Raw genomic sequence first — 20,614 nt, forward strand, 5'->3', positions numbered from 1 at the left:
CTTCATTTCACTTCCTAGAAAAAGGCTGGTCACCCAGCCTATTTCCCTGTAAATTTCGCAATTAACTCATGCCACTTTTCTGGAGCTAAAATCGCCCATGGATCTTGGCCCTTGCCTAAGATACCGTAGCCAATCATCAAGCCAATTCCAAGTGCTAAGACACCTAAAAGTAAAACAATGATGACTAAAAGAAATCGACGCAGCACATAAGATACTTCTTTATTCATCTTCATCTTCATCAGCTTCCACACTTACCCGTTCAATATTAGCTCCTAACTGAGCTAATTTTTCATGAAAACGATAATAACCTCTATCCAAATGGACAAGTTTCCCAACAACAGTCTCACCTTCAGCTATTAAACCTGTCAGAATCAAGGCTGCACTGGCACGAAGGTCCGTAGACAGCACTTCTGCCCCTTGGAGAGGTTGCCCGCCAACGATACGAGCTGTATCACGGATAATCTCAGAATGCAAGCCCATGCGACGCATTTCCTCTAGATGTTGGAAACGATTCTCAAAGACTGTCTCAACCATAGTTGATTCTCCTTGAGCAACCGTCATAAGAGCAGTAAACTGCGCCTGCATGTCCGTAGGAAACCCTGGATGTGGTAAGATCTTGACATGAACTGCTTTTAGTTTGTCTCGTTGAGAACGGATGCGGATTCCTTCATCCTCATCGATGACTTCAACACCCATTTCTTGTAATTTCGCCAACAAGGGACGGTTGTGTTCCCAGATAGCATCTTGAATCAGGACATCTCCACCTGTCATTGCAGCAGCAACCATGAATGTCCCTGCTTCGATGCGGTCTTGAACAACGTTATGGGTTGCACCATGCAAGTTTTCAACACCAGTGATGGTAATGCTCTCTGTTCCCGCACCTTTGACTGTAGCTCCCATTTTATTCAAGAGGACAGCCAAGTCTACAATTTCAGGTTCACGCGCAGCATTTTCGATAACAGTTACGCCATCAGCCAGCGTTGCAGCCATCATCAAATTTTGGGTTGCCCCAACACTAGGAAAGTCCATATAGATATGGGCTCCATGCAAGCGTTCTGCCTTAGCTTCGATATAGCCAGCTGTTTGGGTGATCTTAGCCCCCATTGCTTCCAAACCTTTAAGGTGAAGGTCAATAGGACGACTACCGATCGTACAACCACCTGGCATCGAAACTTTAGCGTGACCAACCCTAGCCAGGATTGGACCCAAGACTACAATAGAAGCACGCATCTTGCTGACATACTTATAGGGAGCTTCTTCTGTGATATCATCTGTCGCATCAACTTCAACAATGTGTGCATCTTGATCAAAATTAACTTTCGCATTTAATCCACGAACTACTTGGTTCATGGTAAAGACATCCGATAGGATAGGAACATTTTTTAAAACTGTTTTTCCTTCGCTTGCTAAAATTGTCGCCGCAAGTAGTGGCAAAACTGCATTTTTCGCGCCCTCAATTGTAACACTTCCGACAAGGCGATTATCGCCACCTCGAACTACAATTTTTTCCATAAATATTTTCCTTTACTTTCGAGTTTAGAATAATGTCCGTACGGCTTCTTGCCATAATTGGTAGAGATTTAGGAAAAAAGAACTGATTAGATATCCTAAACCAATACTACACAATACTACTAAAAGTCGTACCTTCCTCGCATTGTCCTTAGTCACCTTCAAAATTTGATCCCATTTGACCAAATCTTTCAAAAGTTGAAAAACTAGGTAGACAAAAAACATATGACTACTGAGGGTAAAAAACAATTGAATCATCTGCCTATTATACCATCTTCTCTTTTTCTACGCTAGTCTATGGACTTGCACTATATTTTATGGGTTGTTTTTCAAGTAGTCAATTGCATCCTGAAGTGTTTTTACAGGAACAATCTTCATGTCTGTTTTAATCATTTCAGCCGCTTCTACAGCCGTGTCATAATTACTTTTGGCATTTGGGTTTGCCTTTTTAGCTTCTTCAGAAACCGGATTATTTGGGGCAAAAAATACAGTAGCTCCTTTTTTAGCAGCAGCAACCACCTTTTTATCAATGCCACCAATATCACCTACATTTCCATCTCTGTCGATACTTCCTGTACCAGCAATGATACGGCCATTTCGAAGAGTTGGATCTGCAATTTGCGTATAGATGGATAAACTAAACATCATTCCTGCACTCGGACCACCAATGCCAGCCGTTGAAAACTTGATTGGCACATCACTTGATACTTCTGTGCGGTCAATCAAACCAATTCCGATACCATTTTTCCCATTTTCAAGAGTAATGATTTTCCCTTCAGCCGTTTTAACTTTCCCATCCTCTTGGTAAGTAACCTTAACCTTGTCACCTAGAGTTTGAGAGTTGACGTAGTCGACCATCTCCTTAGAACTCTCAAAAGTCTTATCATTTACAGCCGTCACGGTGTCAGCGATATTGAGAATTCCCTTGAAAGTCGAGTTATCCGTCACAGTCAAAACATATACCCCTAGGTATTTGAGCTCTATTTCCTTACCAGCAGATTTCAGACCTTGATATTTGGCCATGTTTTGCGAAGTTTCCATGTAAAACTGGTTGATTCGCATAAATTCCGCATCTGACGAACCACCAGTCATCTCTTTAGCACTATGTATGTCCGTAAAAGGTGTTAGCCAAGCATAAACCAAGTCAACCAGTCTAGCGTGCTTAACTCCAACTGTTACAAATTGGTAGGAACCTTCTTCTTGGTCAGATTGGTTATTTACTTGTAAAACCTTTCGAATATCTTCTGAAGTCCCTGGCACCTCAATGTAATAAGGAAGTGGTACCGTAAAAGCTATAAAAGTGATAATGAGCCCGATGATTAAATATATGGGCCATCTAGTTTTTTTCTTCATTCTTTAACTCCTCTAAGACAGCATTTGGTACATACTTGCTAATATCTTGACCAAACTTCAATAGTTCTCTCACAGCTGAAGAGCTGATGTAAACATGCTCTGGGCGACTATGGAGATAAACTGTCTCAATCTCTCCTGCTAATTGATGGTTGTAAAAATCAAAACTGGCTTCATACTGAAGATCCGCAGCGTTACGCAAACCACGAACAAGAACATGGACACCCAGTTTTCTAGCAACATCAACGACTAATTCATCATGAGAGGCAATGACTTGGACATTTTTAAGGTGTCCCACCGCTTTTTCAACCGTCTCTAGCCGACTTTCTATCGGTAAAAATCCATTTTTGTGTGGATTATAAAAAATTCCCACATACAATCTATCAAAGAGCTTACTTGCGCGTTCAATAAGGTCCAAATGACCATTGGTAATTGGATCAAACGAACCTGTAAATAGCCCAATTTTATCTGACATAAACCGTCACCTTACTAATCCCATATATTTTTTCCTTCCAGATGCCTAAACAGGCGATTTCTTCTGGAAGCTCTACTGATTTATCGGTCTCGCAGACCACCATGACATCTTCTGAAAAAAGATTTCTCTCAGCCATTTTTTCAATGTCGGATACGATCTGTTCCTTTGCATAGGGAGGATCCAAAAAGATGAGATCAAAGACACCATCCACTTGCTCCAATGCGCGACTGGATTCCATTTTCAATAATTGAAATTTAGAGGTTTCCTTGGTCATCTGAATGTTTTCTGCCACAATATTCTGTGCTCGGCGATCCTTCTCAACTAGGATAGCGCTGGACATCCCTCTTGAAACTGCTTCAATGGATAAGCCCCCACTACCAGCATAGAGATCTAGCACACGCCCTCCTTCAAAGTAAGGGCCAATCATATTGAAAATAGCCCCTCGGACCTTGTCCGATGTCGGCCTCGTTGTTTTCCCGTCCAAGGTCTTTAAAGGACGTCCTCCGTAGATTCCTGATACGATTTTCATAAGGTATATTATACCAAATTCTGATGAAATAAGAAAATCGAACCTCTCGGTTCGATTGATTAAAGAATATTCTCGTAAGTATCTCTAACTTCTTGTGGCCAAACACTGGTTTGAACTTCACCGATGTGCTTCTTACGAAGTAAGAACATGGCCATACGAGACTGTCCAATTCCTCCACCGATTGTCAATGGGAAGAGTCCATTCAAGAGAGCCTTATGCCATTCAAGAGATAAGCGGTCTTCATCTCCTGTAACAGCTACCTGACGACGAAGAGTGTCTTCATCGACACGAATCCCCATTGAAGACAATTCAAAGGCTGCACCCAAATTATCATTCCAAACAAGGATATCTCCATTTAGGCCCTTGTAGCCATTTTCAGACTCAGTTGTCCAGTCATCATAGTCTGGTGCACGGCCGTCATGAGGTTTTCCATCTGACAATACACCACCGATACCAATTAGGAAGACCGCACCGAACTCCTTACAGATAGCATTTTCACGTTCTTTTGGAGTTAAGTCTGGGTAGCGTTCTACCAATTCTTCAGTATGGATAAAGGTAATTTGCTTCGGCAAGATTGACTCAATATCATAGCGGGCTTCGACTGCCAGCTCTGTTAAACGAATGGCCTTATAAATCTTTTCAACGGTTTCCTTGAGGTAGGCTAGATTACGCTGTCCATTAGGAATAACCTTTTCCCAGTCCCACTGGTCCACATAAACCGAGTGAGTCGCATCTAGTGAATCTTCGTCTGGACGAAGAGCCTTCATGTGAACAAAGAGGCCTTCTCCTTCACCGAAACCAAAACGAGCCAAGGTATGACGTTTCCACTTGGCAAGTGAATGCACCACTTCATAGGTTTCATTAGGAATCTGCAAAACCTTAACTGAAACTGGATTTTCAATACCTGAAAGGTTGTCCTGCATTCCATCACCAACCTTACTCAAGATTGGTCCTTGCACTTCTACTACTTCTAACTTATCTTTTAAATACTGGGTAAAGGTATTTTTTACAAATGAAATCTCTTCCTGCTGGTGAATAAAACTTTTTTTCATATGTATCCCTCCTTTTGAATAATAAAAAGATTATACCCTTTTGCTAGTAAAAATGAAAGTAAAAATTAAAAAAGAGCTCATTTGAGCTCTAAAAGTATTAATCGTCTCTTCCAAAGATACGTAGGAAGCTAAGGAAGAGGTTGATAAAGTCGAGGTAGAGGCTAAGTGCTAAAGAAATTGCCCAGCCTGTAGCTACCTGTCCATCTGACTCTTCGTAAACATAACGAATTTTTTGATTATCCCAAGCAATCAAACCTGCAAAAACAAGCACCATAACAATACTAATAATGTAGTCCATTAGGCCACTATTTAAGAAGATATTAACAACCATGGCCAGTATCAGACCAAATAAGGCTGCAATCAAAGCACGACCGATTCCACTCAAATCCTTTTTAATGACTACTCCTACGATAGCCATCACAAAGAAGAGGGCTGCACTGGAGATAAAGGCTGTCAAAACTGTCCCAGGAAGATAGAGCGAAACAATGAAGCTTAGTGAAAAACCATTAACCGCTGAGTAGAGCAGAAATATTGGAAAGGTTGCTGGACTATTCTTTACCGCTAAACCACTCGCAAAAATCACTAGAGCTACTTCTACAATTCCTGTTACGATTAGCCATATACGGGCGTTAATCATTAACTGAACAAGAAGATCTTGGAAGGTTGTTAACATCAAGGCTGAAACAATTGCAGATAAGGCAATCCCAATCCCGACAAAAGCATAGACTTTTGCATAAAATTGATTCAGACCAGAACGTTCTTGAATAATTGTTTGATTCATATCTTTTTTCTCCTTATGAAATCTTTTTACTTATTATAACAAAAATAAAACAATTTAACTCAAATAAAACATGAGTATGCCTGCAGCAATGGCAACGTTGAGACTTTCCGCTTGCCCTTTCATGGTAATATGAACCAGTTGGTCTGCCTGATTTGTCATGAATTGACTGATTCCTTGACCTTCATTTCCCATGACCAAGGCGAAATCTTCTAGCTGAGCAAGCTCACGATAATCTTTAGAGTTTTGGGACAAAGTAGTTGCCAGAATTGGTAAATTGCCCTTTTTAGCCTCTTCAACAAAAGTTTCAATAGGCATCCGATAAATCGGTACATGAAAATGACTGCCCTGCATGGATCGGAGAGTCTTCAAGCTGTAAATATCTGCTGACTTGCTTGAAACGATGACTCCAGAAAAACCTGCTGCATCTGCCGTTCGGATCATTGTGCCAACATTTCCAGGATCCTGCACGTCTTCCAAGAAAAGATATTTTCCAGAGGTAAAATCCGGCAACTGCTCTTCTTCCTTTTGAACAATGGCTACAATGCCCTGAGGAGTTTGTGAATCTGCCAAATCAAGCAAAATCTCTTCGGCCACAAAGACAGTCTGAGGGTAGTCCGTTAATTTTTCACCATACTCTGAAAGGGTAAAAATCCTCTCTATCTTTGCACCTGCTTGAACAGCCTCTTCAAACAAATGCCATCCTTCAATTAAATAAGAAGATTTTCGATATTTTTTTTGATGCAATTTCTTGGCATTTTTTACCACAGAATTGGCTTTAGAGGTTATAATAGTCATAGGAGTATTATAACACAATCAAGGAGGTTTGGTATGCAAAAGGTCAAAATGATCGCACAGGGTCGCGTTCAAGGTGTTGGTTTCCGCTGGGGCGTTTATACCCTTGCACTCGAAATAGGTGGAATCACTGGTCGTGTCTGGAACAACGATGACGGAACCGTTGAAATTCTTGCCCAAGCAGAGTCTTCAGCTCTCATGGCTAAGTTCATCCAAGAGATCCGAAAAGGACCTACTCCCTTCTCAAAAGTAACCTATCTAGATGTTCAATTGAGCAGCTTCCCATCCTATTCAGATTTCAAAGTAGCAAATTAGGTCTCTAGAACTATTGTATATTTTCAAAAAAAACAGTAGAATAGAAAGGTATCATTTTTAAGAAGGAATTAAAACAGTGAAATCAATTAAACGAATCGCCCTCTCTATCATGGGAGTGGCCATGCTATTAGTCTTGACAGGCTGTGTCCAGGTTGATAAAGCAACTGGACAACCAACAGGATTTATTTGGAATACAATCGGAGCACCTATGGCTGAAGCCATCAAGTACTTCGCTACTGATAAAGGACTAGGCTTCGGGGTCGCTATTATTATCGTAACCATTATCGTCCGCTTGATTATCTTGCCACTTGGTATCTACCAATCATGGAAGGCAACGCTTCATTCTGAAAAGATGAATGCCCTCAAACATGTCCTTGAACCACACCAAACTCGTCTCAAGGAAGCAGAAACACAAGAAGAAAAACTGGAAGCCCAACAAGCTCTCTTTGCTGCTCAAAAAGAGCACGGTATCAGCATGTTTGGCGGAGTAGGATGTTTCCCTCTCCTCATTCAAATGCCTTTCTTCTCAGCTATCTACTTTGCAGCTCAACATACAGAAGGTGTTTCTGAAGCTAGCTTCTTAGGAATCGCACTTGGTTCTCCAAGTTGGATTCTTATCGCCTGTGCAGGTGTTCTCTACTACGTCCAATCCCTCCTTTCACTACATGGAGTTGAAGACGAGACTCAAAGAGAACAACTCAAGAAGATGATTTACATGAGTCCAATGATGATTGTCATGTTCTCAATCTTCTCACCAGCCAGCGTTACGCTTTACTGGGTTGTCGGTGGTTTCATGATGATCCTTCAACAATTCATCGTCAACTACATCATTCGTCCAAAACTTCGTAAAAAAGTGCGTGAAGAACTGGCTAAGAACCCACCAAAAGCAAGTAAAACTTCTGCTACTCGTAAAGATGTAACTCCTGAATCAGCAGCAGTTATCCCAACTTCTAATAAAAAGAAAAACAAAAAACGCAATTCTGGAAAACAACATTCTAGATAAAGCTACGTGTGCTATCCAATAATTAAAAAAACGAATGAATGACAATTAGTTTTCATGAACTAGGTATCATTCATTCGTTTTTATTATCTACTTTCACATCTTAATTTATTTAAATCCTATGACAACAAATTAGTAAGTGAATCACTTTGATTTAATACAATTAAGAGCCATTAAAACTTCTGCTCCCTCGTCTCTATTTCTAAGCTCAACTCGGCCTTTGTGCAGTTTTGCAACTCTACATACAAAACTAAGTCCAATACCAAAATGTTGCTCTTTAACCGATCTAGCTTTATCCATACGATAAAAGAGCTTCCCAAAATTAGTTAAAACTTCATCTGGAAATTCAGAGCCATTATTCCATATCCCTATTTTCAATTCCTTCCCCTCTTGCTCTACCCTAATTTTAATTTTAGGATTCTGTTTATCCGCATACTCCAAAGCATTTGTTAAAATATTTTGTATTGCACGAATCAGAAGAGATGGATTTATATAATAACCTTCAGTTCCTTTCAAATTTTGTTCAAAAGAAAACTTAATCTGATTTTTTATCAAAAAGGAGACTTCTTTCTCTAATTCATTGATAAAATCTGAAGAGGAATACTCCGTCCAACCTGTCTCATCATCATAGTAAGTTTTAGAATAATGAATCAACTGATTAAAATAATCAAGCAAGCGTTGACTAGCATGAACTATATCTGCTAAACATTCTTTAGACTGCTCATCTTTAGTGGAAGTGTGCAAAAATTCTGCATTCCCTTTGATGATAGTTAGAGGTGTCTTTAAATCATGAGAAGCTGCTGAAACCTGAAACATCAAATCTTCTTTCTGTTGCTTCTCATCATCTAATAGCTGTCGAATACGATCTTGCATCACAATAATGCGATTACCAGTCTCACGAAATTCCTTAACTGTTAATCTTTCTGTACATTCGCTTTCAAGCCACATACTATTTTCATAAATCAAATTCATTTCATAACTTAGTTTTTTCAACAATTTACCAATGTGATAACTTATTAGAATAATCAATAAAACACAAATATATATCCATGATGACACATTGAAAAAAATTGATTGAACATCATTATTTTTAAGAGATTTCCCATCCTCCATTATTTGTATGGATACAGAAGCTAAGGGAATAAGATAGGCCATTAGTAAGCCAAGACTAAACTGCCAAATAATTCTCCAACAGGCTTCTCGAATTAATTGTCTAAAACTTTTGATTCTATCCATTGATATCCTCCACCGTACAAGGTTTTAATCGGATTTAATTGATAAGGTTTCAGCTTTTGACGAATTTGATAAATGTACTCTGAAACCGAACGTAAAAGAGCTTCTGAACTTTGTGGATATAAATAATTATAGATTTCCTCTATAGAATATATTTTACTTGGGTTACTTGCTAAAAGATTCACTATATCAAATTCCCTCCTTGTCAAGGCGATCTTATCTTCGTTTACAAATAGTTCCTTACTATCCGTATATAGTATAAGCTTCCCAATCTTTATTTGATGAACATTTCCTTTAGTCCGTTCTTCACGACGTAAGTGCATTTTAACACGTGCTAAAAGCTCTGGTATACTAAAGGGTTTCATAATATAATCATCAGCTCCTGCATTGATTCCAGCCACCAAATCTTCATCCATATCCTTAGCAGTTATAAAACAGATAGGAACAGATATCTGCTTGCGAATCATCTGACAGACTTCTAAACCACTAACAGGCATCATAATATCTAATAAAATCAAGTCAAATCCTGTAAAATCACAAAGATCAATCTCTTCTATCTTATTTCGTATGACTACTTCATACTTTTCATACTCTAGTACCCTTTTTATTAGGCGAAGAATAGCAAGATCATCATCTACCACTAAAATTTTATAAGCCATAACTCACGCTCCTAAATTATATTATATCATTAACTGAGAAAAAGACAGGATAGCCCCTGTCTTTAGCGTACATTTCTTCCTATAAGTATCAGTGTAGCTAGTAGAAAAACAATTAATAACCAAATTATTTGTATCCCCAGACCTTGCCAAACTGGATAATAAAGTGATAAAGGATGGATATAGTAACAGTTCATACTAGCTAGTAATGGTAAATTTCTAAAAAAAGAACTGAATTGTAGTAGCATTTGTCCCAATCCCAATAAAAGAGATAAGCTTATTCCCAAAATTAAGGTAAAAGATCGGAAAATAAATACAAAAATACCACTTAAAAGAGAGAAGGTTAAAATAGAAATACAAACTGGAAATAGGATTGCTAGAACATTTTTAATATTGCTCAAAAGATTGATATTATAATATCCTTGAGTAAGTAGTATACATACTGATATTACAGCTAGCAATAATGCAATTTCCACACATAACACAATAGCTAATTTACATATTATAAATTTTAAACGATTTGGACATGTAAGAAAACTTGTACGAAGGCTAGAACCTGTAAATTCCTGACCTATAAATAGGACAGCTAGACTAATAAAACCCGCCTGTCCTAAATAGAGACTTTGCAGTAGCTGTTCCAAAACAAAGTGTAGGGTCAACTGATCTGGTTTACTATTTAAAAAAATAACCATCGGCGGAACACAAAGTAATAGAGCACCTATAATCAACCAATGCCAAGGATTCATAATAAACTTGAGATACTCACTTTTAAATTGCTCTTTCAACTCATTCCCCTCCTCCAACATCTGACTTAAGTAACCGGTAAATTGCCAAAACCAAGAATGACAAATTCCAACAAAGTAAAAGCAAAATATTTTGTAAGCTATTCTGTTCTAACATTTGAGGAGATGTAGCAATCAGTCCATAGCTCAATGAAACTGGAAGAAATTTCGCAATTGATATATGATCGGCTAAGAATGTTCCTAAATTGTAGACTTGAGGAAGCAAAAACAATAGGGGAACAAGGGCTTTTTTAAATGTTAAAGCCAGAATATAGGCTAAAAGCCCCAACAACGTCCAAGCTATACTGTCCAAAAACATATAGAACCAAACTGTCCCATTTAGTGAAAAAAGTAATAAACCATCTTGTCCTAAAACATAATGTGTCATGTTAATCGTCAGAAATATTGATAGGAAGGAAATGACAAAAGAAAATACCAGCCAAACTAATGTTTTTGAAACTAGGAAAGTACTTCTACTCGTATTAGAGAGGAGGCTTGTGCGAATAACAGAGCCTTTATACTCTTCTGCTCCGTAGATTGATCCTAAGATAATCATAAAAAAAACGCCAACTAAAGTAACATCAAAACCTAAAAATTCAATAGGGGGAATAGCTTCTACTAACTCTGGGGTTGTCTCTGGGGTAGCATGTATACCAACTGAAACAATTTGAGATGCACCAATATTTGCTAAAAACGTTTGAAATACTAGTATCAAGAATAGTACAATATGAGTAGCTCTCTTATAAAGTAATTTCAATATTTCAGAATGAAGAGAGTAAATAAGTGCCATGTCACTTTCCTCCCTCTGTTAATCTAAAGAAGACTTCCTCCAGTGAAGAAAGATTTTTCATCACTTCTTGTAAAGTCCCTTTTATAAGAACTTTGCCTTTATTTATGATGACCACATCATCTGTTACTGCTTCCACTTCTGATAATATATGAGATGATAGCAAAACTGTCTTCCCTTCTTGAGCCTGTTTTTTTATAAACTCTCTAAACCAACGAATTCCTCTTGGATCCAACCCATTTGTCGGTTCATCCAATACCAGATACTGAGGATTCCCTAATAAAGCTGTTGCAATTCCCAAGCGTTGTCCTTCCCCTAATGATAATTTCCCAATTTTAGATTTTTTCTTATGGCTAATATCCACCATATCCAAGACTTGATCAATTCGCTGACTGGATATCCCATTACTAGCAGCAACAATTTTCAAATGTTGATAAACAGTCCGATCATCAGGAGCTCCGACACTGTCAAATGAAGCTCCTACAGTCTTTAGAGGAAATTTTAATTCCTTATAAGTTTGATCTCCAATTTTGGTAAGACCAGATGTTGCTTTGTCTAATCCTAATAAGATACGTAAGGTTGAACTTTTACCAGCTCCATTTGGACCCAGGAAAGCAGTCACTCTACCTGCTTTTGCTTCAAAAGAAATATCTTTTAAAATTTGAGTTTGACCATATGACTTACATAGATTTTTAATGGTAATACTTTGTTCCATGATATTCTCCTATTCAATTTGTTGTATCAATTTAAACAAGTATATATTAACCAATAATTTTCGGATTTTTTTCAGAATTTTAAATCTTTATAAAATCTGTATTGTCATATAAATCATAAAAATTTTGCTTAATTTAATCTTATTTGTATTTATTTATGTAAACTTAAAAGCCCGATGTTCCCATCAGGCTTCTTTTTATCCATGTACACGTTTCATGTAATCTTGATAGCTTTCTGTATCCATCAATTCCTTAGCGTTTTTGACACGATCTGCTGTTGGAGGTTTAACCCCTTCAAGGGAATATGGAATCCCAAGTTCACGCCATTTGAACTCACCCATAGTGTGATAAGGCAAGATTTCAAACTTATCAACATTCTTGAGAGTTTTTACAAACTTACCAAGTTCAATCAAATCTTCATCGCGGTCTGTCAATCCAGGCACAAGAACGTGACGAATCCAAACAGGTTTACCGATTTCTGACAAGTACTGAGCACAAGCCAAGATGTTTTTATTAGTTTGACTGGTTACAATCTTGTGTTGTGCTTCGTTGATTTCCTTGATATCAAGGAGAACCAAATCTGTCACGGCCATTAACTTGTTGAACTTTTCTAGATAGCGTGGTTTGTTACGGAATGGAAGGGCACAAGTATCCAAGGTACAGTGGATACCCTTTTCTTTTGCCTTAGTAAAGAGGGCAATCAAGAAATCAATCTGCAAGAGGGCTTCTCCTCCGCTGACTGTAATACCTCCCTTGTCTCCCCAGAAACCACGATAACGAAGCGCTTCTTCTAGAACATCATCTACTGTTCGTACACGAGATTTATTGGTTTCCATAGCCCAAGTATCAGGGTTATGGCAGTATTGGCAACGCATCTGACAGCCTTGCAAAAAGACAATAAAACGAATTCCAGGGCCATCTACCGCCCCAAAACTCTCTGTCGAATGCACCATTCCTGTCACTTGTCCATAGTCAATTGTTTCTTCAGACATCACGTCACCTTCCTTGAAACCGTTTTATAGCTTTATTATATCATGCCTGAAAAGAAAAACCACAGATTTTGTCCATTTTTTAGAAAACAAACTGTTTTTCACTTTCAACTTTCATGATTTTCAAAAATTCTTCTAATCCTTGTCAAAGTCGAATCCATAGAGAGTTGCAAAATAGTCCTCAGGTCGCTCTGCTCTACGGATTAGCCGTGTACTACCGTCCTCTGCATAGAGGACCTCTGCTGAACGAAGCTTGGCATTGTACTGGTAGCCCATAGAGAAGCCATGCGCACCTGTATCATGAATGACTAACAAATCACCAATTTCTGTTTGAGGTAGTTCACGATTAACTGCAAACTTATCGTTGTTTTCACAAAGAGAGCCAACAACATCAACTACTTCAGTCTGACCATCAGGATGCATCATATTAGTAATGTGGTGATAAGCGCCATACATAGCCGGTCTCATCAGGTTGACAGCTGACGCATCTACTCCTAGATAAGTACGATAGGTTTTCTTTTTATGAGTAACTTTTGTAACTAGAATTCCATGGGGTGCCAACATAAAGCGACCTAGTTCTGTAAAGATTTTAACCTGACCAAGACCTGCTGGTGTGAGGACTTCTTCATAAACCTGACGAACTCCCTCACCAATCAAAGCGATGTCATTAGGCTCTTGATCTGGTCGATAGTTAACTCCGATACCTCCAGAAAGATTGATAAAGTCCAGTGAAATACCTAACTTTTCCTTGATTTCTACTGCTAACTCAAAAAGCTGACGTGCTAATTCTGGATAGTAGAGATGAGTCACTGTATTGGAAGCTAAGAAGGAATGAATTCCAAAGGTTTTAGCTCCCTTTTCTTTCAAGATAGCAAAGGCTTCAAAAAGCTGTTCCTTAGTCATCCCGAACTTAGCTTCACCAGGATTATCCATAATGTCCGTACCCAGTTCAAATACGCCACCAGGATTGTAACGGCAAGAGATAATCTCAGGGATGCCTGCTGCACGTTCCAAATGATCGATATCTTCAAAGGCATCTAAATTAATCGTTGCACCTAATTCACGAGCATAGGCATATTCTCTATCTGGGGTGTTATTAGATGAGAACATCATATCCGCCCCTGTAAACCCAAGCTTATGACTCATTAAGAGTTCTACATAACTAGAACAATCCACTCCACATCCTTCTTCTTGCAAAATTTTCAAGATAGCTGGAGTTGGGGTCGCTTTAACTGCGAAGTATTCTTTAAAGCCCCTATTCCAAGAAAAGGCCTTGTTTACTGCGCGTGCTTTCTCGCGGATCCCTTTTTCATCGTAGAGATGAAAAGGGGTTGGAAACTCCTCAACAATCTTTTCTAAGGCTTCACGTTTAATAAATGGTGTTTTCATAGAACTCCTTCATATTCATTATCAAAGAAAGGCTGGGACGAAAGTTCCAACCTTTGTATTTCAAGTCAATTCTTATTTTTCTGTATCGAAGATATTTCCAACTTCAACAGCAATTTGTTGGTTCTTCACATCAATATTTGTGACTCTCAAGAGTGACTTGTAGTCGAACTGTTGTTCACGGTCTTCCTGTGCATTATCAGCAAAGACAGCTACACCAGCTAACTCAGAGTCAAACTCTGTTAAAAGGCTAATCATACCGTTAATCGTTCCTCCGCCTTTCAAGAAGTCATCAACAATCAAGACACGACTTCCTGCCTTAAGACTACGTTTTGAAAGGAACATTTTTTCAATACGGTCGCTAGAACCTGAGACGTAGTTAACACTCACAGTTGAACCTTCTGTGATTTTCAAGTCACGACGGACAATGACAAAAGGTACGTTGAGAACATTTGCTACTGCATTTGCAAGCGGAACCCCTTTTGTTGCAACAGTCATAACAGCATCAATCTTTTGGTCCATAAAGCTCTTGGCAATAATGCGGCCGATATTTTTCAAAATAGCTGGAGTGCTAAGGAGATCAGACAAATAAATGTAGCCTCCTGGAAGAATGCGGTCGCTCTCTGAAAGTTTATCGCGAAGCTCTTTGATGATTGTTTTGGACTCAAGGGTAGAGATAGATGGTGTGAAAATAACCCCACCACCAGCACCTGTCACCGTTTGAATATGGCCGATTTCAATTTCTTCAAAGGCGCGCTTAATAATGACAATATCTTCTGAAATAGAAGATTTGGCAGATTCATACTTTTCCGCGAAGGTATTGAGACTGGTTAATTTGTATGGATTGTTAATCAAATAATTGGAAATAACAACCATCCGATCACTTCTTCTTAATTTCATTAGTTATTCACCATTCTTTTTAATTAGTCTTTTTCTCATTATAACACACTAAAGCAAAAAAAACGAACTTTATCGTCTAAATAAAGCTCATTTTTTTAGTTTCTAGTCTAATTTTGGCTTGTAGAAGGAACGATTGTCCATTGCAAAGACTTTATTGGTCATTTCACCCTCGTCAACAAGGGCCAGAGCTGTTGACATCATCATCATACTCGCATCCAAATTATCAATCATATGAATAATTTCAGCTTCCATCACACGAGGACGAACAGGACTACCATACTCGAGTAATCCATGGTGGCTGAGGATCACATGGCGCAGAAGCACCACTTCTTCTCGAGTATCATCAATGCCAAGTTCCATAACTGCTTTGGTAATCTCGCTATCAATCAAGGCGATATGCCCGATAAGATTTCCTCTCACTGTATACTCTGTCTGGTCCGGACCTGTTAACTCAATAACCTTAGCCAGGTCATGAAGCATAATTCCCGCATAGAGCAAGCTCTTATTGAGTTGTGGGTAGACATCTGCAATTGCCTCTGCTAAACGAATCATAGTCGCTGTATGATAAGCAAGCCCTGTTTCAAAGGCATGGTGATTGGTTTTTGCAGCTGGATAAGAATAAAATTCTTTATCATATTTGGTATAGAGGGCCCGAACGATTCGTTGCCAGATGGGATTTTCAATCTTGAAAATCATCTGTGCCATGTACTCACGGATTTCTTTAACATCCACTGGTGATTTGACCTTGAAGTCTGCTGGGTCATTGGGTTCGCCAGGCTGAGGTAAGCGAAGGGTGATTTGATTTACCTGTGGAGTGTTGTTGTAAACTTCACGACGCCCTTGCATGTGGACTACTTTTCCTGCAGTAAAGGCCTCAACGTTATGAGGTTGGGCATCCCAAAGCTTTCCTTCAATTTCCCCACTATCATCTTGGAAGGTGAAAGCTAGGTAATTTTTCCCAGCACGCGTCTGTCTCAGATCGGCTGATTTGATCAGGTAAAAGCCCTCGAACAGTTCATCTTTTTTCATGTGACTAATCTTCATATTCTTCCTCATCTTCTTGGAACTGGAGCAAATCAAGCATAGGTTCACCTTCTGACAATTCAATATGTCGGAGAGTTCGCTCGATAGCTGAAGTACGACGGTTTAGTAATTCATCAATATTACCAGTGGCATGTTGGAGGTGTTTTTGCGCTTTAACCAGAATACCACCAAACTTGCCAAATTCGGTTTTGACGTTGGCTAGAGTTTGGCTAATATGGTCAGCACTCTTTTGGATATTTAGAGTTTTGAAGCCAACAGATAGGGAGTTAAGAAGGGCTGACAAGGTACTTGGTCCAGCTACGATAATCTGCTCCTCCCGTCTCAAACCATCAAAGAAAATCGGATTTCTAACGATTTCTGAGTAAAGACCTTCTGTCGGAACAAACAGAACTCCAAAATTGGTCGTCCTTGGCGGTGCTATGTACTTGCTCTTGATATCTTTGGCAAAACGCTTAACGCTTGTTTGGAGGGATTTGCGACAACTTTCGATTTCATCCTTATCACCTGCTTCATAAGCCTCTTCTAAGCGGTAATAATCCGCCAGTGGAAACTTAGAATCAATCGGTAGATAAACATATTCCTGGTCACCTTGCCCAGGCAACTTGATGGCGTACTCGACTCGCTCACTCGAATTTTCAACCGTTGCAAATTCTCGTTCATACTGAGCAGGTGTCATGATATCTTCGATAATCTGCCCCAGTTGTAATTCTCCTAGAATCCCTCGGGTCTTAGTTCCGGAAAGAACTTTATTTAACGCACCAACATCACGCGCCACCGTCTGCATTTCTCCAAGGCCACGATTGACAGATTCCAGTTGTTTTGAAACTGTCTCGAAAGACGCTTGCAAGCGTGTCTGCAAGGTCTTTTCTAACTTTTCCTCGACCGTTTGGCGCATCTGCTCTAAACGTTGCTCATTTGACTCCTGCAAGGCCTGTAGTCGTTGGTCGGTCTTATCTCTGGTTTGGAGGAGGTTTTCATTCATCTCCTGTCGAACCTGAGTCAAACCTTGGTGCAATTCGATTCGCACCTCCTGCAAACGGTCACTGACAGCCACTTCAAGATTTTTTTGGTCAAGCTGATTAGACTGTCTGGCTTGCTCAAATCGATAATCTAACTGATCTGAAAGATTATCTGCCTGGTCTTCTAAACTCTTGGTCAGATATTTCTCCTGCTTTTCCTGCCTCTGCCAAATGAGAAAGAGGCCGGCTAGGTTAGCAATTAGTAACAGTAGTAATATAATCTCCATCCTATCTCCTGTCCTTGCTATGCAGTACAACCACATAGCCATCTGGGCAAGTCACCGAAACTTCCCTATCTATATATTCGTTAGAAGCATAAACTTTCTTAAAGAAAAAATTCGCCTCCGTCAGTTCATACTTGGCTCCAATAATAGTCAACTGACTATCCCTCACAGGCATAAAAGCAAGATAATCATAGTCCGAACGTGGCTCTAGTTGACTGGTACCTTCTGGACAATAGCTAATCAAATTTTGTCCATCCTCAATCTCTATTTGACGCATATAGGGCGCCAATTTAGGATTGCTAGGCAGAAAGACATTAGCCAGCATATGGTCGATGCGACCACCTAGGGCGCCAAAAATAGTGACCTGAGCCTGAGGATTTTGCTCAAAGATGGTCAAGAGAGCCAATTCCAAATCTGTATCATCCTTTTCTGGCTGGGCTTGGACAAATTGTCGCGCACGTTTTTGAATCAACTGACGTTCTTCTACAGTCACAGAATCAAAATCCCCAACTACTAAATCAAGAGGAAGTTCTTCTTCCAATACCCAGAGTGAGCCTCGATCCACACCGACAAAACAGTCAAAATCTGTCCGGTAGTGACCGCGGTCTCCCCCCGCAAAAACTGCAGCTTTAGTCCAGTTGATTTCTGAGAGCTTGCACTCGTTCATTGACATCTCCCTTAAAGACATAAGATCCCGCTACAAAAACTGTAGCGCCAGCTCCTTTGGCTTGAGCAATGGTTTGGTCATCAATACCACCATCGACTTCGATTTCAAAATTCAAGGCTTTTTCCTCACGAAGGGCAACTAACTCACGAATCTTATCCATGGTTTCAGGCAGAAAAGCTTGCCCGCCAAATCCAGGATTAACCGTCATGACCAATACTTGGTCAACCAAATGAAGGACATGTTTAATCGCCTCAACAGGCGTACCTGGGTTAATGACAACCGAAGGTTTAACACCGAGAGAACGAATCTTTTGAAGAGCGCCATGGATATGAGGTGTCGCTTCAACATGGATGCTGATGATGTCAGCTCCTGCACGCGCAAAATCCTCTAAATGATGTTCGGGATTTGATACCATCAAGTGGCAGTCAAATACCATCTTACTATGAGGTCGAAGACTTTCGACTACACCTGCACCAAAGCTGATCTGAGGTACAAAGTGACCATCCATGATATCGATATGGGCGTATTCTGCCCCAGTTGCTTCTAGGCGTTTAATTTCACGTTCAAAGTTGGCATAATCTGCTGCCAGAATTGACGGAGCAATCTTGTATTGAGACATAGGTTTCTCCTTATTTTGGAATTTTTTTGCTGACTTTTTTATAGGTTTCTCTGCGATTTTCAATCTCACTGAGGAATTGCAGATAGTTGTCGAAACGGAAGTTTGCAATGATGCCCTCTTCTACTGCTGGTTTCACTGCACAAGATGGCTCATGAGTATGCGTACAAGTACGGAACTTACAGTCGCGACTGACACTAGCAATCTCTGGAAAGGCCTGGTTCAGTTCTTCAGCACTTGATACTTCATAATCTAGCGACGAAAAACCTGGTGTATCTGCGATTTTGCCTCCATTGAGGTTGTAAAAACTAACAGCTCGAGTGGTATGACGACCACGGCCTAGACTATCAGAGATTTCTCCTGTTTCGAGATTGAGGTCAGGTGCGATTTTATTAAGGAGGGTTGACTTCCCAACACCTGTCTGCCCCATAAAGACTGTCACTTTGTCTGTCAACAAGAGCAAGAGTTCCTCTTTACTAGTCACAAAATCGTAACCAATAGAACGATAGGTTTGCTCGTAAAAGTCCAGTTCTCCCCCATCTTCCAGTAAGTCCATCTTGGAAATATAGACGATAGGATGAATGCCCTTGTGCTCTAAAAGAACCAAGAAGCGATCCAACAAGTTGCTGTTAAAATCAGGTTCTTTAACGGACATAATGACAACGGCTTGGTCAATATTGACAATGGGTGGACGAACCAGACTATTTTTTCGTTCATGAATTTCCAATATATAGCCTTCTGAGTTCTCCTCTGCAGAAAAATCTACCCAATCCCCAACATAGGGTGTGTGGCCTTTTTTACGGAAATTCCCACGCGCGCGTGTTTGATAAACCTGGCCATCACTCTCCACATAGTAGAAACCCGCCAAAGCTTTAATGATTTGTCCTTGCATCTTATAGTCCTTGTCCTTTAAGCGCATCTGCTAGACTGGCAAATTCTGCCAAGCTGAGAGCTTCACCACGTACACTCGGTGCCAGTCCAGCCTGATCCAAAGCCTTGGTCAGTTTGTCCTTGATTTCCTCAGTTTTCCCAAAGTAACCTGTCAAGTTGTTCCACAAGGTCTTACGACGATGGGTGAAACTAGCCTTGGAGACTTTAAAGAAGAAGTTCTCGTCTTCCACTGCTACAGCTGGCTCTGGACGGCGCACCATTTTTAAGATAGCTGAGTCCACGTTGGGCGCTGGCACAAATACTGTACGAGGTACGATAAAGGCAACCTTGGCCGTCATATAATACTGAACTGCAATCGACAAGCTACCGTAAGCCTTGGTATTTGGTTGAGCAGAGATACGATCTGCCACTTCTTTTTGCATCATGACCACAAACTCACTAAAAGGAATCCCACTTTCAATCAAGTGCATGAGAATAGGAGTTGTGATATAGTAAGGCAAGTTTGCCACTACCTTAATTGGTAAGTCAGGATTTTTAAAATTCTGGATATGTTGCGCTAGGTCAACTTTTAGAATGTCCTCGTTGACTACGGTCACATTGTCAAAATCACGCAGGGTATCTGCTAGGATTGGCACCAAACGGTGATCAATCTCAAAGGCCATGACTTCAGCTGCACGCTCAGCTAAAAATTCCGTCAAGGCACCAATCCCTGGCCCGATTTCGATAACATTGACTTGATTATCAATCTCAGCCGTATCCACAATTTTTTGAAGGATATTGGTATCGGTCAAGAAATTTTGCCCGAAGGATTTTTTAAAGGTAAAACCGTGACGCTCTAGCACTGCCTTAGTCACGCTATAATCTGCAATTCTCATCTATTCTCTTTCTAATATTAAAGAACTTT

25 protein-coding genes are annotated in these 20,614 nt (G+C 39.9%); 2 read left to right on the top strand and 23 right to left on the bottom strand.

Features of this window, described 5'->3' with window-relative positions; genetic code table 11:
• Positions 1 to 38 precede the first annotated feature (38 nt).
• The 9 genes from QM859_RS05935 to QM859_RS05975 all read right to left on the bottom strand — a co-directional run bounded on the left by QM859_RS05935 (position 39) and on the right by QM859_RS05975 (position 6,491).
• Complete coding sequence (locus QM859_RS05935) at positions 39 to 233, bottom strand: DNA-directed RNA polymerase subunit beta (RefSeq protein WP_052689733.1); 195 nt, start codon at positions 231 to 233, stop codon at positions 39 to 41.
• Positions 220 to 1,512: a UDP-N-acetylglucosamine 1-carboxyvinyltransferase gene (murA, locus tag QM859_RS05940; RefSeq protein WP_414262429.1), complete on the bottom strand. Its 1,293-nt coding sequence runs from the start codon at positions 1,510 to 1,512 to the stop codon at positions 220 to 222. Before murA ends, QM859_RS05935 begins: the two co-directional genes overlap by 14 nt.
• 24 nt (positions 1,513 to 1,536) lie before the next feature.
• A complete protein-coding gene (locus QM859_RS05945) occupies positions 1,537 to 1,767 on the bottom strand; it encodes a DUF1146 family protein (RefSeq protein ID WP_033587493.1) in 231 nt (76 codons plus the stop codon).
• Positions 1,768 to 1,824: 57 nt separating this feature from the next.
• On the bottom strand, positions 1,825 to 2,862 hold the full coding sequence (locus tag QM859_RS05950; RefSeq protein ID WP_049494509.1) for a SepM family pheromone-processing serine protease: 1,038 nt from the start codon (positions 2,860 to 2,862) through the stop codon (positions 1,825 to 1,827).
• Positions 2,846 to 3,334: a pantetheine-phosphate adenylyltransferase gene (coaD, locus tag QM859_RS05955; RefSeq protein WP_004251661.1), complete on the bottom strand. Its 489-nt coding sequence runs from the start codon at positions 3,332 to 3,334 to the stop codon at positions 2,846 to 2,848. The genes QM859_RS05950 and coaD overlap by 17 nt, the downstream gene beginning before the upstream one ends.
• Positions 3,324 to 3,863: a 16S rRNA (guanine(966)-N(2))-methyltransferase RsmD gene (rsmD, locus tag QM859_RS05960; protein ID WP_195183718.1), complete on the bottom strand. Its 540-nt coding sequence runs from the start codon at positions 3,861 to 3,863 to the stop codon at positions 3,324 to 3,326. Before rsmD ends, coaD begins: the two co-directional genes overlap by 11 nt.
• Positions 3,864 to 3,922: 59 nt before the next feature.
• A complete protein-coding gene (gene asnA, locus QM859_RS05965; RefSeq protein WP_414262430.1) occupies positions 3,923 to 4,915 on the bottom strand; it encodes an aspartate--ammonia ligase in 993 nt (330 codons plus the stop codon).
• Between the two features lie 97 nt (positions 4,916 to 5,012).
• Positions 5,013 to 5,696 (bottom strand): Bax inhibitor-1/YccA family protein, encoded by a 684-nt coding sequence (locus QM859_RS05970; protein ID WP_036752231.1) that lies wholly within the window; start codon positions 5,694 to 5,696, stop codon positions 5,013 to 5,015.
• A gap of 54 nt (positions 5,697 to 5,750) precedes the next feature.
• Complete coding sequence (locus tag QM859_RS05975) at positions 5,751 to 6,491, bottom strand: TrmH family RNA methyltransferase (protein ID WP_414262431.1); 741 nt, start codon at positions 6,489 to 6,491, stop codon at positions 5,751 to 5,753.
• Positions 6,492 to 6,524: 33 nt separating this feature from the next.
• On the opposite strand from QM859_RS05975, the gene QM859_RS05980 reads away from it, so the two are divergent.
• Positions 6,525 to 6,803 (top strand): acylphosphatase, encoded by a 279-nt coding sequence (locus QM859_RS05980; protein ID WP_414262432.1) that lies wholly within the window; start codon positions 6,525 to 6,527, stop codon positions 6,801 to 6,803.
• Positions 6,804 to 6,879: 76 nt separating this feature from the next.
• Positions 6,880 to 7,806 (top strand): membrane protein insertase YidC, encoded by a 927-nt coding sequence (yidC, locus tag QM859_RS05985; RefSeq protein WP_414262433.1) that lies wholly within the window; start codon positions 6,880 to 6,882, stop codon positions 7,804 to 7,806.
• A gap of 141 nt (positions 7,807 to 7,947) precedes the next feature.
• Here the strand turns inward: yidC and QM859_RS05990 are convergent, their stop codons facing one another.
• From QM859_RS05990 to rsmA, 14 genes are all read right to left on the bottom strand, one after another.
• On the bottom strand, positions 7,948 to 9,039 hold the full coding sequence (locus QM859_RS05990; protein WP_414262434.1) for a sensor histidine kinase: 1,092 nt from the start codon (positions 9,037 to 9,039) through the stop codon (positions 7,948 to 7,950).
• Positions 9,009 to 9,695 carry a response regulator transcription factor gene (locus QM859_RS05995; protein ID WP_414262435.1) on the bottom strand — a complete coding sequence of 229 codons (687 nt, stop codon included), beginning with the start codon at positions 9,693 to 9,695 and terminating at the stop codon, positions 9,009 to 9,011. Before QM859_RS05995 ends, QM859_RS05990 begins: the two co-directional genes overlap by 31 nt.
• Positions 9,696 to 9,757: 62 nt before the next feature.
• Positions 9,758 to 10,477 carry an ABC transporter permease gene (locus QM859_RS06000; protein WP_414262436.1) on the bottom strand — a complete coding sequence of 240 codons (720 nt, stop codon included), beginning with the start codon at positions 10,475 to 10,477 and terminating at the stop codon, positions 9,758 to 9,760.
• A gap of 1 nt (position 10,478) precedes the next feature.
• A complete protein-coding gene (locus QM859_RS06005; RefSeq protein ID WP_014713379.1) occupies positions 10,479 to 11,264 on the bottom strand; it encodes an ABC transporter permease in 786 nt (261 codons plus the stop codon).
• A gap of 1 nt (position 11,265) precedes the next feature.
• The gene (locus tag QM859_RS06010) at positions 11,266 to 11,976 is read right to left on the bottom strand and encodes an ABC transporter ATP-binding protein (RefSeq protein WP_414262437.1); all 711 of its coding nucleotides are present in this window, start codon (positions 11,974 to 11,976) and stop codon (positions 11,266 to 11,268) included.
• A 195-nt stretch (positions 11,977 to 12,171) separates the two neighbouring features.
• Positions 12,172 to 12,966: a pyruvate formate-lyase-activating protein gene (pflA, locus tag QM859_RS06015; RefSeq protein ID WP_414262438.1), complete on the bottom strand. Its 795-nt coding sequence runs from the start codon at positions 12,964 to 12,966 to the stop codon at positions 12,172 to 12,174.
• 132 nt (positions 12,967 to 13,098) lie between these two features.
• The gene (locus QM859_RS06020) at positions 13,099 to 14,352 is read right to left on the bottom strand and encodes a diaminopimelate decarboxylase (RefSeq protein ID WP_414262439.1); all 1,254 of its coding nucleotides are present in this window, start codon (positions 14,350 to 14,352) and stop codon (positions 13,099 to 13,101) included.
• A 72-nt stretch (positions 14,353 to 14,424) separates the two neighbouring features.
• A complete protein-coding gene (purR, locus tag QM859_RS06025; RefSeq protein WP_414262440.1) occupies positions 14,425 to 15,249 on the bottom strand; it encodes a pur operon repressor in 825 nt (274 codons plus the stop codon).
• Between the two features lie 102 nt (positions 15,250 to 15,351).
• On the bottom strand, positions 15,352 to 16,293 hold the full coding sequence (locus QM859_RS06030; protein WP_414262441.1) for a 3'-5' exoribonuclease YhaM family protein: 942 nt from the start codon (positions 16,291 to 16,293) through the stop codon (positions 15,352 to 15,354).
• Complete coding sequence (locus tag QM859_RS06035; RefSeq protein WP_414262442.1) at positions 16,283 to 17,539, bottom strand: DNA recombination protein RmuC; 1,257 nt, start codon at positions 17,537 to 17,539, stop codon at positions 16,283 to 16,285. The genes QM859_RS06030 and QM859_RS06035 overlap by 11 nt, the downstream gene beginning before the upstream one ends.
• A gap of 1 nt (position 17,540) precedes the next feature.
• Positions 17,541 to 18,203, bottom strand: coding sequence for a thiamine diphosphokinase (locus tag QM859_RS06040; protein WP_414262443.1), 663 nt, complete (start codon positions 18,201 to 18,203; stop codon positions 17,541 to 17,543).
• A complete protein-coding gene (rpe, locus tag QM859_RS06045) occupies positions 18,166 to 18,822 on the bottom strand; it encodes a ribulose-phosphate 3-epimerase (protein WP_414262444.1) in 657 nt (218 codons plus the stop codon). Before rpe ends, QM859_RS06040 begins: the two co-directional genes overlap by 38 nt.
• A 10-nt stretch (positions 18,823 to 18,832) precedes the next feature.
• A complete protein-coding gene (gene rsgA / locus QM859_RS06050; protein WP_414262446.1) occupies positions 18,833 to 19,711 on the bottom strand; it encodes a ribosome small subunit-dependent GTPase A in 879 nt (292 codons plus the stop codon).
• 1 nt (position 19,712) lies between these two features.
• Complete coding sequence (rsmA, locus tag QM859_RS06055; protein ID WP_414262447.1) at positions 19,713 to 20,585, bottom strand: 16S rRNA (adenine(1518)-N(6)/adenine(1519)-N(6))-dimethyltransferase RsmA; 873 nt, start codon at positions 20,583 to 20,585, stop codon at positions 19,713 to 19,715.
• Between the last annotated feature and the right edge of the window lie 29 nt (positions 20,586 to 20,614).

This window comes from Streptococcus infantis, assembly GCF_047463175.1.
In the GTDB taxonomy this organism is placed as follows: domain Bacteria; phylum Bacillota; class Bacilli; order Lactobacillales; family Streptococcaceae; genus Streptococcus; species Streptococcus infantis_AC.

Excerpts from the sequence above, each read along its gene's own strand:
- QM859_RS05935 (WP_052689733.1), bottom strand. The coding sequence starts at position 233 with ATGAAGATGAATAAAGAAGTATCTTATGTGCTGCGTCGATTTCTTTTA.
- murA (WP_414262429.1), bottom strand. The coding sequence starts at position 1,512 with ATGGAAAAAATTGTAGTTCGAGGTGGCGATAATCGCCTTGTCGGAAGT.
- QM859_RS05945 (WP_033587493.1), bottom strand. The coding sequence starts at position 1,767 with ATGATTCAATTGTTTTTTACCCTCAGTAGTCATATGTTTTTTGTCTAC.
- QM859_RS05950 (WP_049494509.1), bottom strand. The coding sequence starts at position 2,862 with ATGAAGAAAAAAACTAGATGGCCCATATATTTAATCATCGGGCTCATT.
- coaD (WP_004251661.1), bottom strand. The coding sequence starts at position 3,334 with ATGTCAGATAAAATTGGGCTATTTACAGGTTCGTTTGATCCAATTACC.
- rsmD (WP_195183718.1), bottom strand. The coding sequence starts at position 3,863 with ATGAAAATCGTATCAGGAATCTACGGAGGACGTCCTTTAAAGACCTTG.
- asnA (WP_414262430.1), bottom strand. The coding sequence starts at position 4,915 with ATGAAAAAAAGTTTTATTCACCAGCAGGAAGAGATTTCATTTGTAAAA.
- QM859_RS05970 (WP_036752231.1), bottom strand. The coding sequence starts at position 5,696 with ATGAATCAAACAATTATTCAAGAACGTTCTGGTCTGAATCAATTTTAT.
- QM859_RS05975 (WP_414262431.1), bottom strand. The coding sequence starts at position 6,491 with ATGACTATTATAACCTCTAAAGCCAATTCTGTGGTAAAAAATGCCAAG.
- QM859_RS05980 (WP_414262432.1), top strand. The coding sequence starts at position 6,525 with ATGCAAAAGGTCAAAATGATCGCACAGGGTCGCGTTCAAGGTGTTGGT.
- QM859_RS05990 (WP_414262434.1), bottom strand. The coding sequence starts at position 9,039 with ATGGATAGAATCAAAAGTTTTAGACAATTAATTCGAGAAGCCTGTTGG.
- QM859_RS05995 (WP_414262435.1), bottom strand. The coding sequence starts at position 9,695 with ATGGCTTATAAAATTTTAGTGGTAGATGATGATCTTGCTATTCTTCGC.
- QM859_RS06005 (WP_014713379.1), bottom strand. The coding sequence starts at position 11,264 with ATGGCACTTATTTACTCTCTTCATTCTGAAATATTGAAATTACTTTAT.
- QM859_RS06010 (WP_414262437.1), bottom strand. The coding sequence starts at position 11,976 with ATGGAACAAAGTATTACCATTAAAAATCTATGTAAGTCATATGGTCAA.
- pflA (WP_414262438.1), bottom strand. The coding sequence starts at position 12,966 with ATGTCTGAAGAAACAATTGACTATGGACAAGTGACAGGAATGGTGCAT.
- QM859_RS06020 (WP_414262439.1), bottom strand. The coding sequence starts at position 14,352 with ATGAAAACACCATTTATTAAACGTGAAGCCTTAGAAAAGATTGTTGAG.
- purR (WP_414262440.1), bottom strand. The coding sequence starts at position 15,249 with ATGAAATTAAGAAGAAGTGATCGGATGGTTGTTATTTCCAATTATTTG.
- QM859_RS06030 (WP_414262441.1), bottom strand. The coding sequence starts at position 16,293 with ATGAAGATTAGTCACATGAAAAAAGATGAACTGTTCGAGGGCTTTTAC.
- QM859_RS06035 (WP_414262442.1), bottom strand. The coding sequence starts at position 17,539 with ATGGAGATTATATTACTACTGTTACTAATTGCTAACCTAGCCGGCCTC.
- QM859_RS06040 (WP_414262443.1), bottom strand. The coding sequence starts at position 18,203 with ATGAACGAGTGCAAGCTCTCAGAAATCAACTGGACTAAAGCTGCAGTT.
- rpe (WP_414262444.1), bottom strand. The coding sequence starts at position 18,822 with ATGTCTCAATACAAGATTGCTCCGTCAATTCTGGCAGCAGATTATGCC.
- rsgA (WP_414262446.1), bottom strand. The coding sequence starts at position 19,711 with ATGCAAGGACAAATCATTAAAGCTTTGGCGGGTTTCTACTATGTGGAG.
- rsmA (WP_414262447.1), bottom strand. The coding sequence starts at position 20,585 with ATGAGAATTGCAGATTATAGCGTGACTAAGGCAGTGCTAGAGCGTCAC.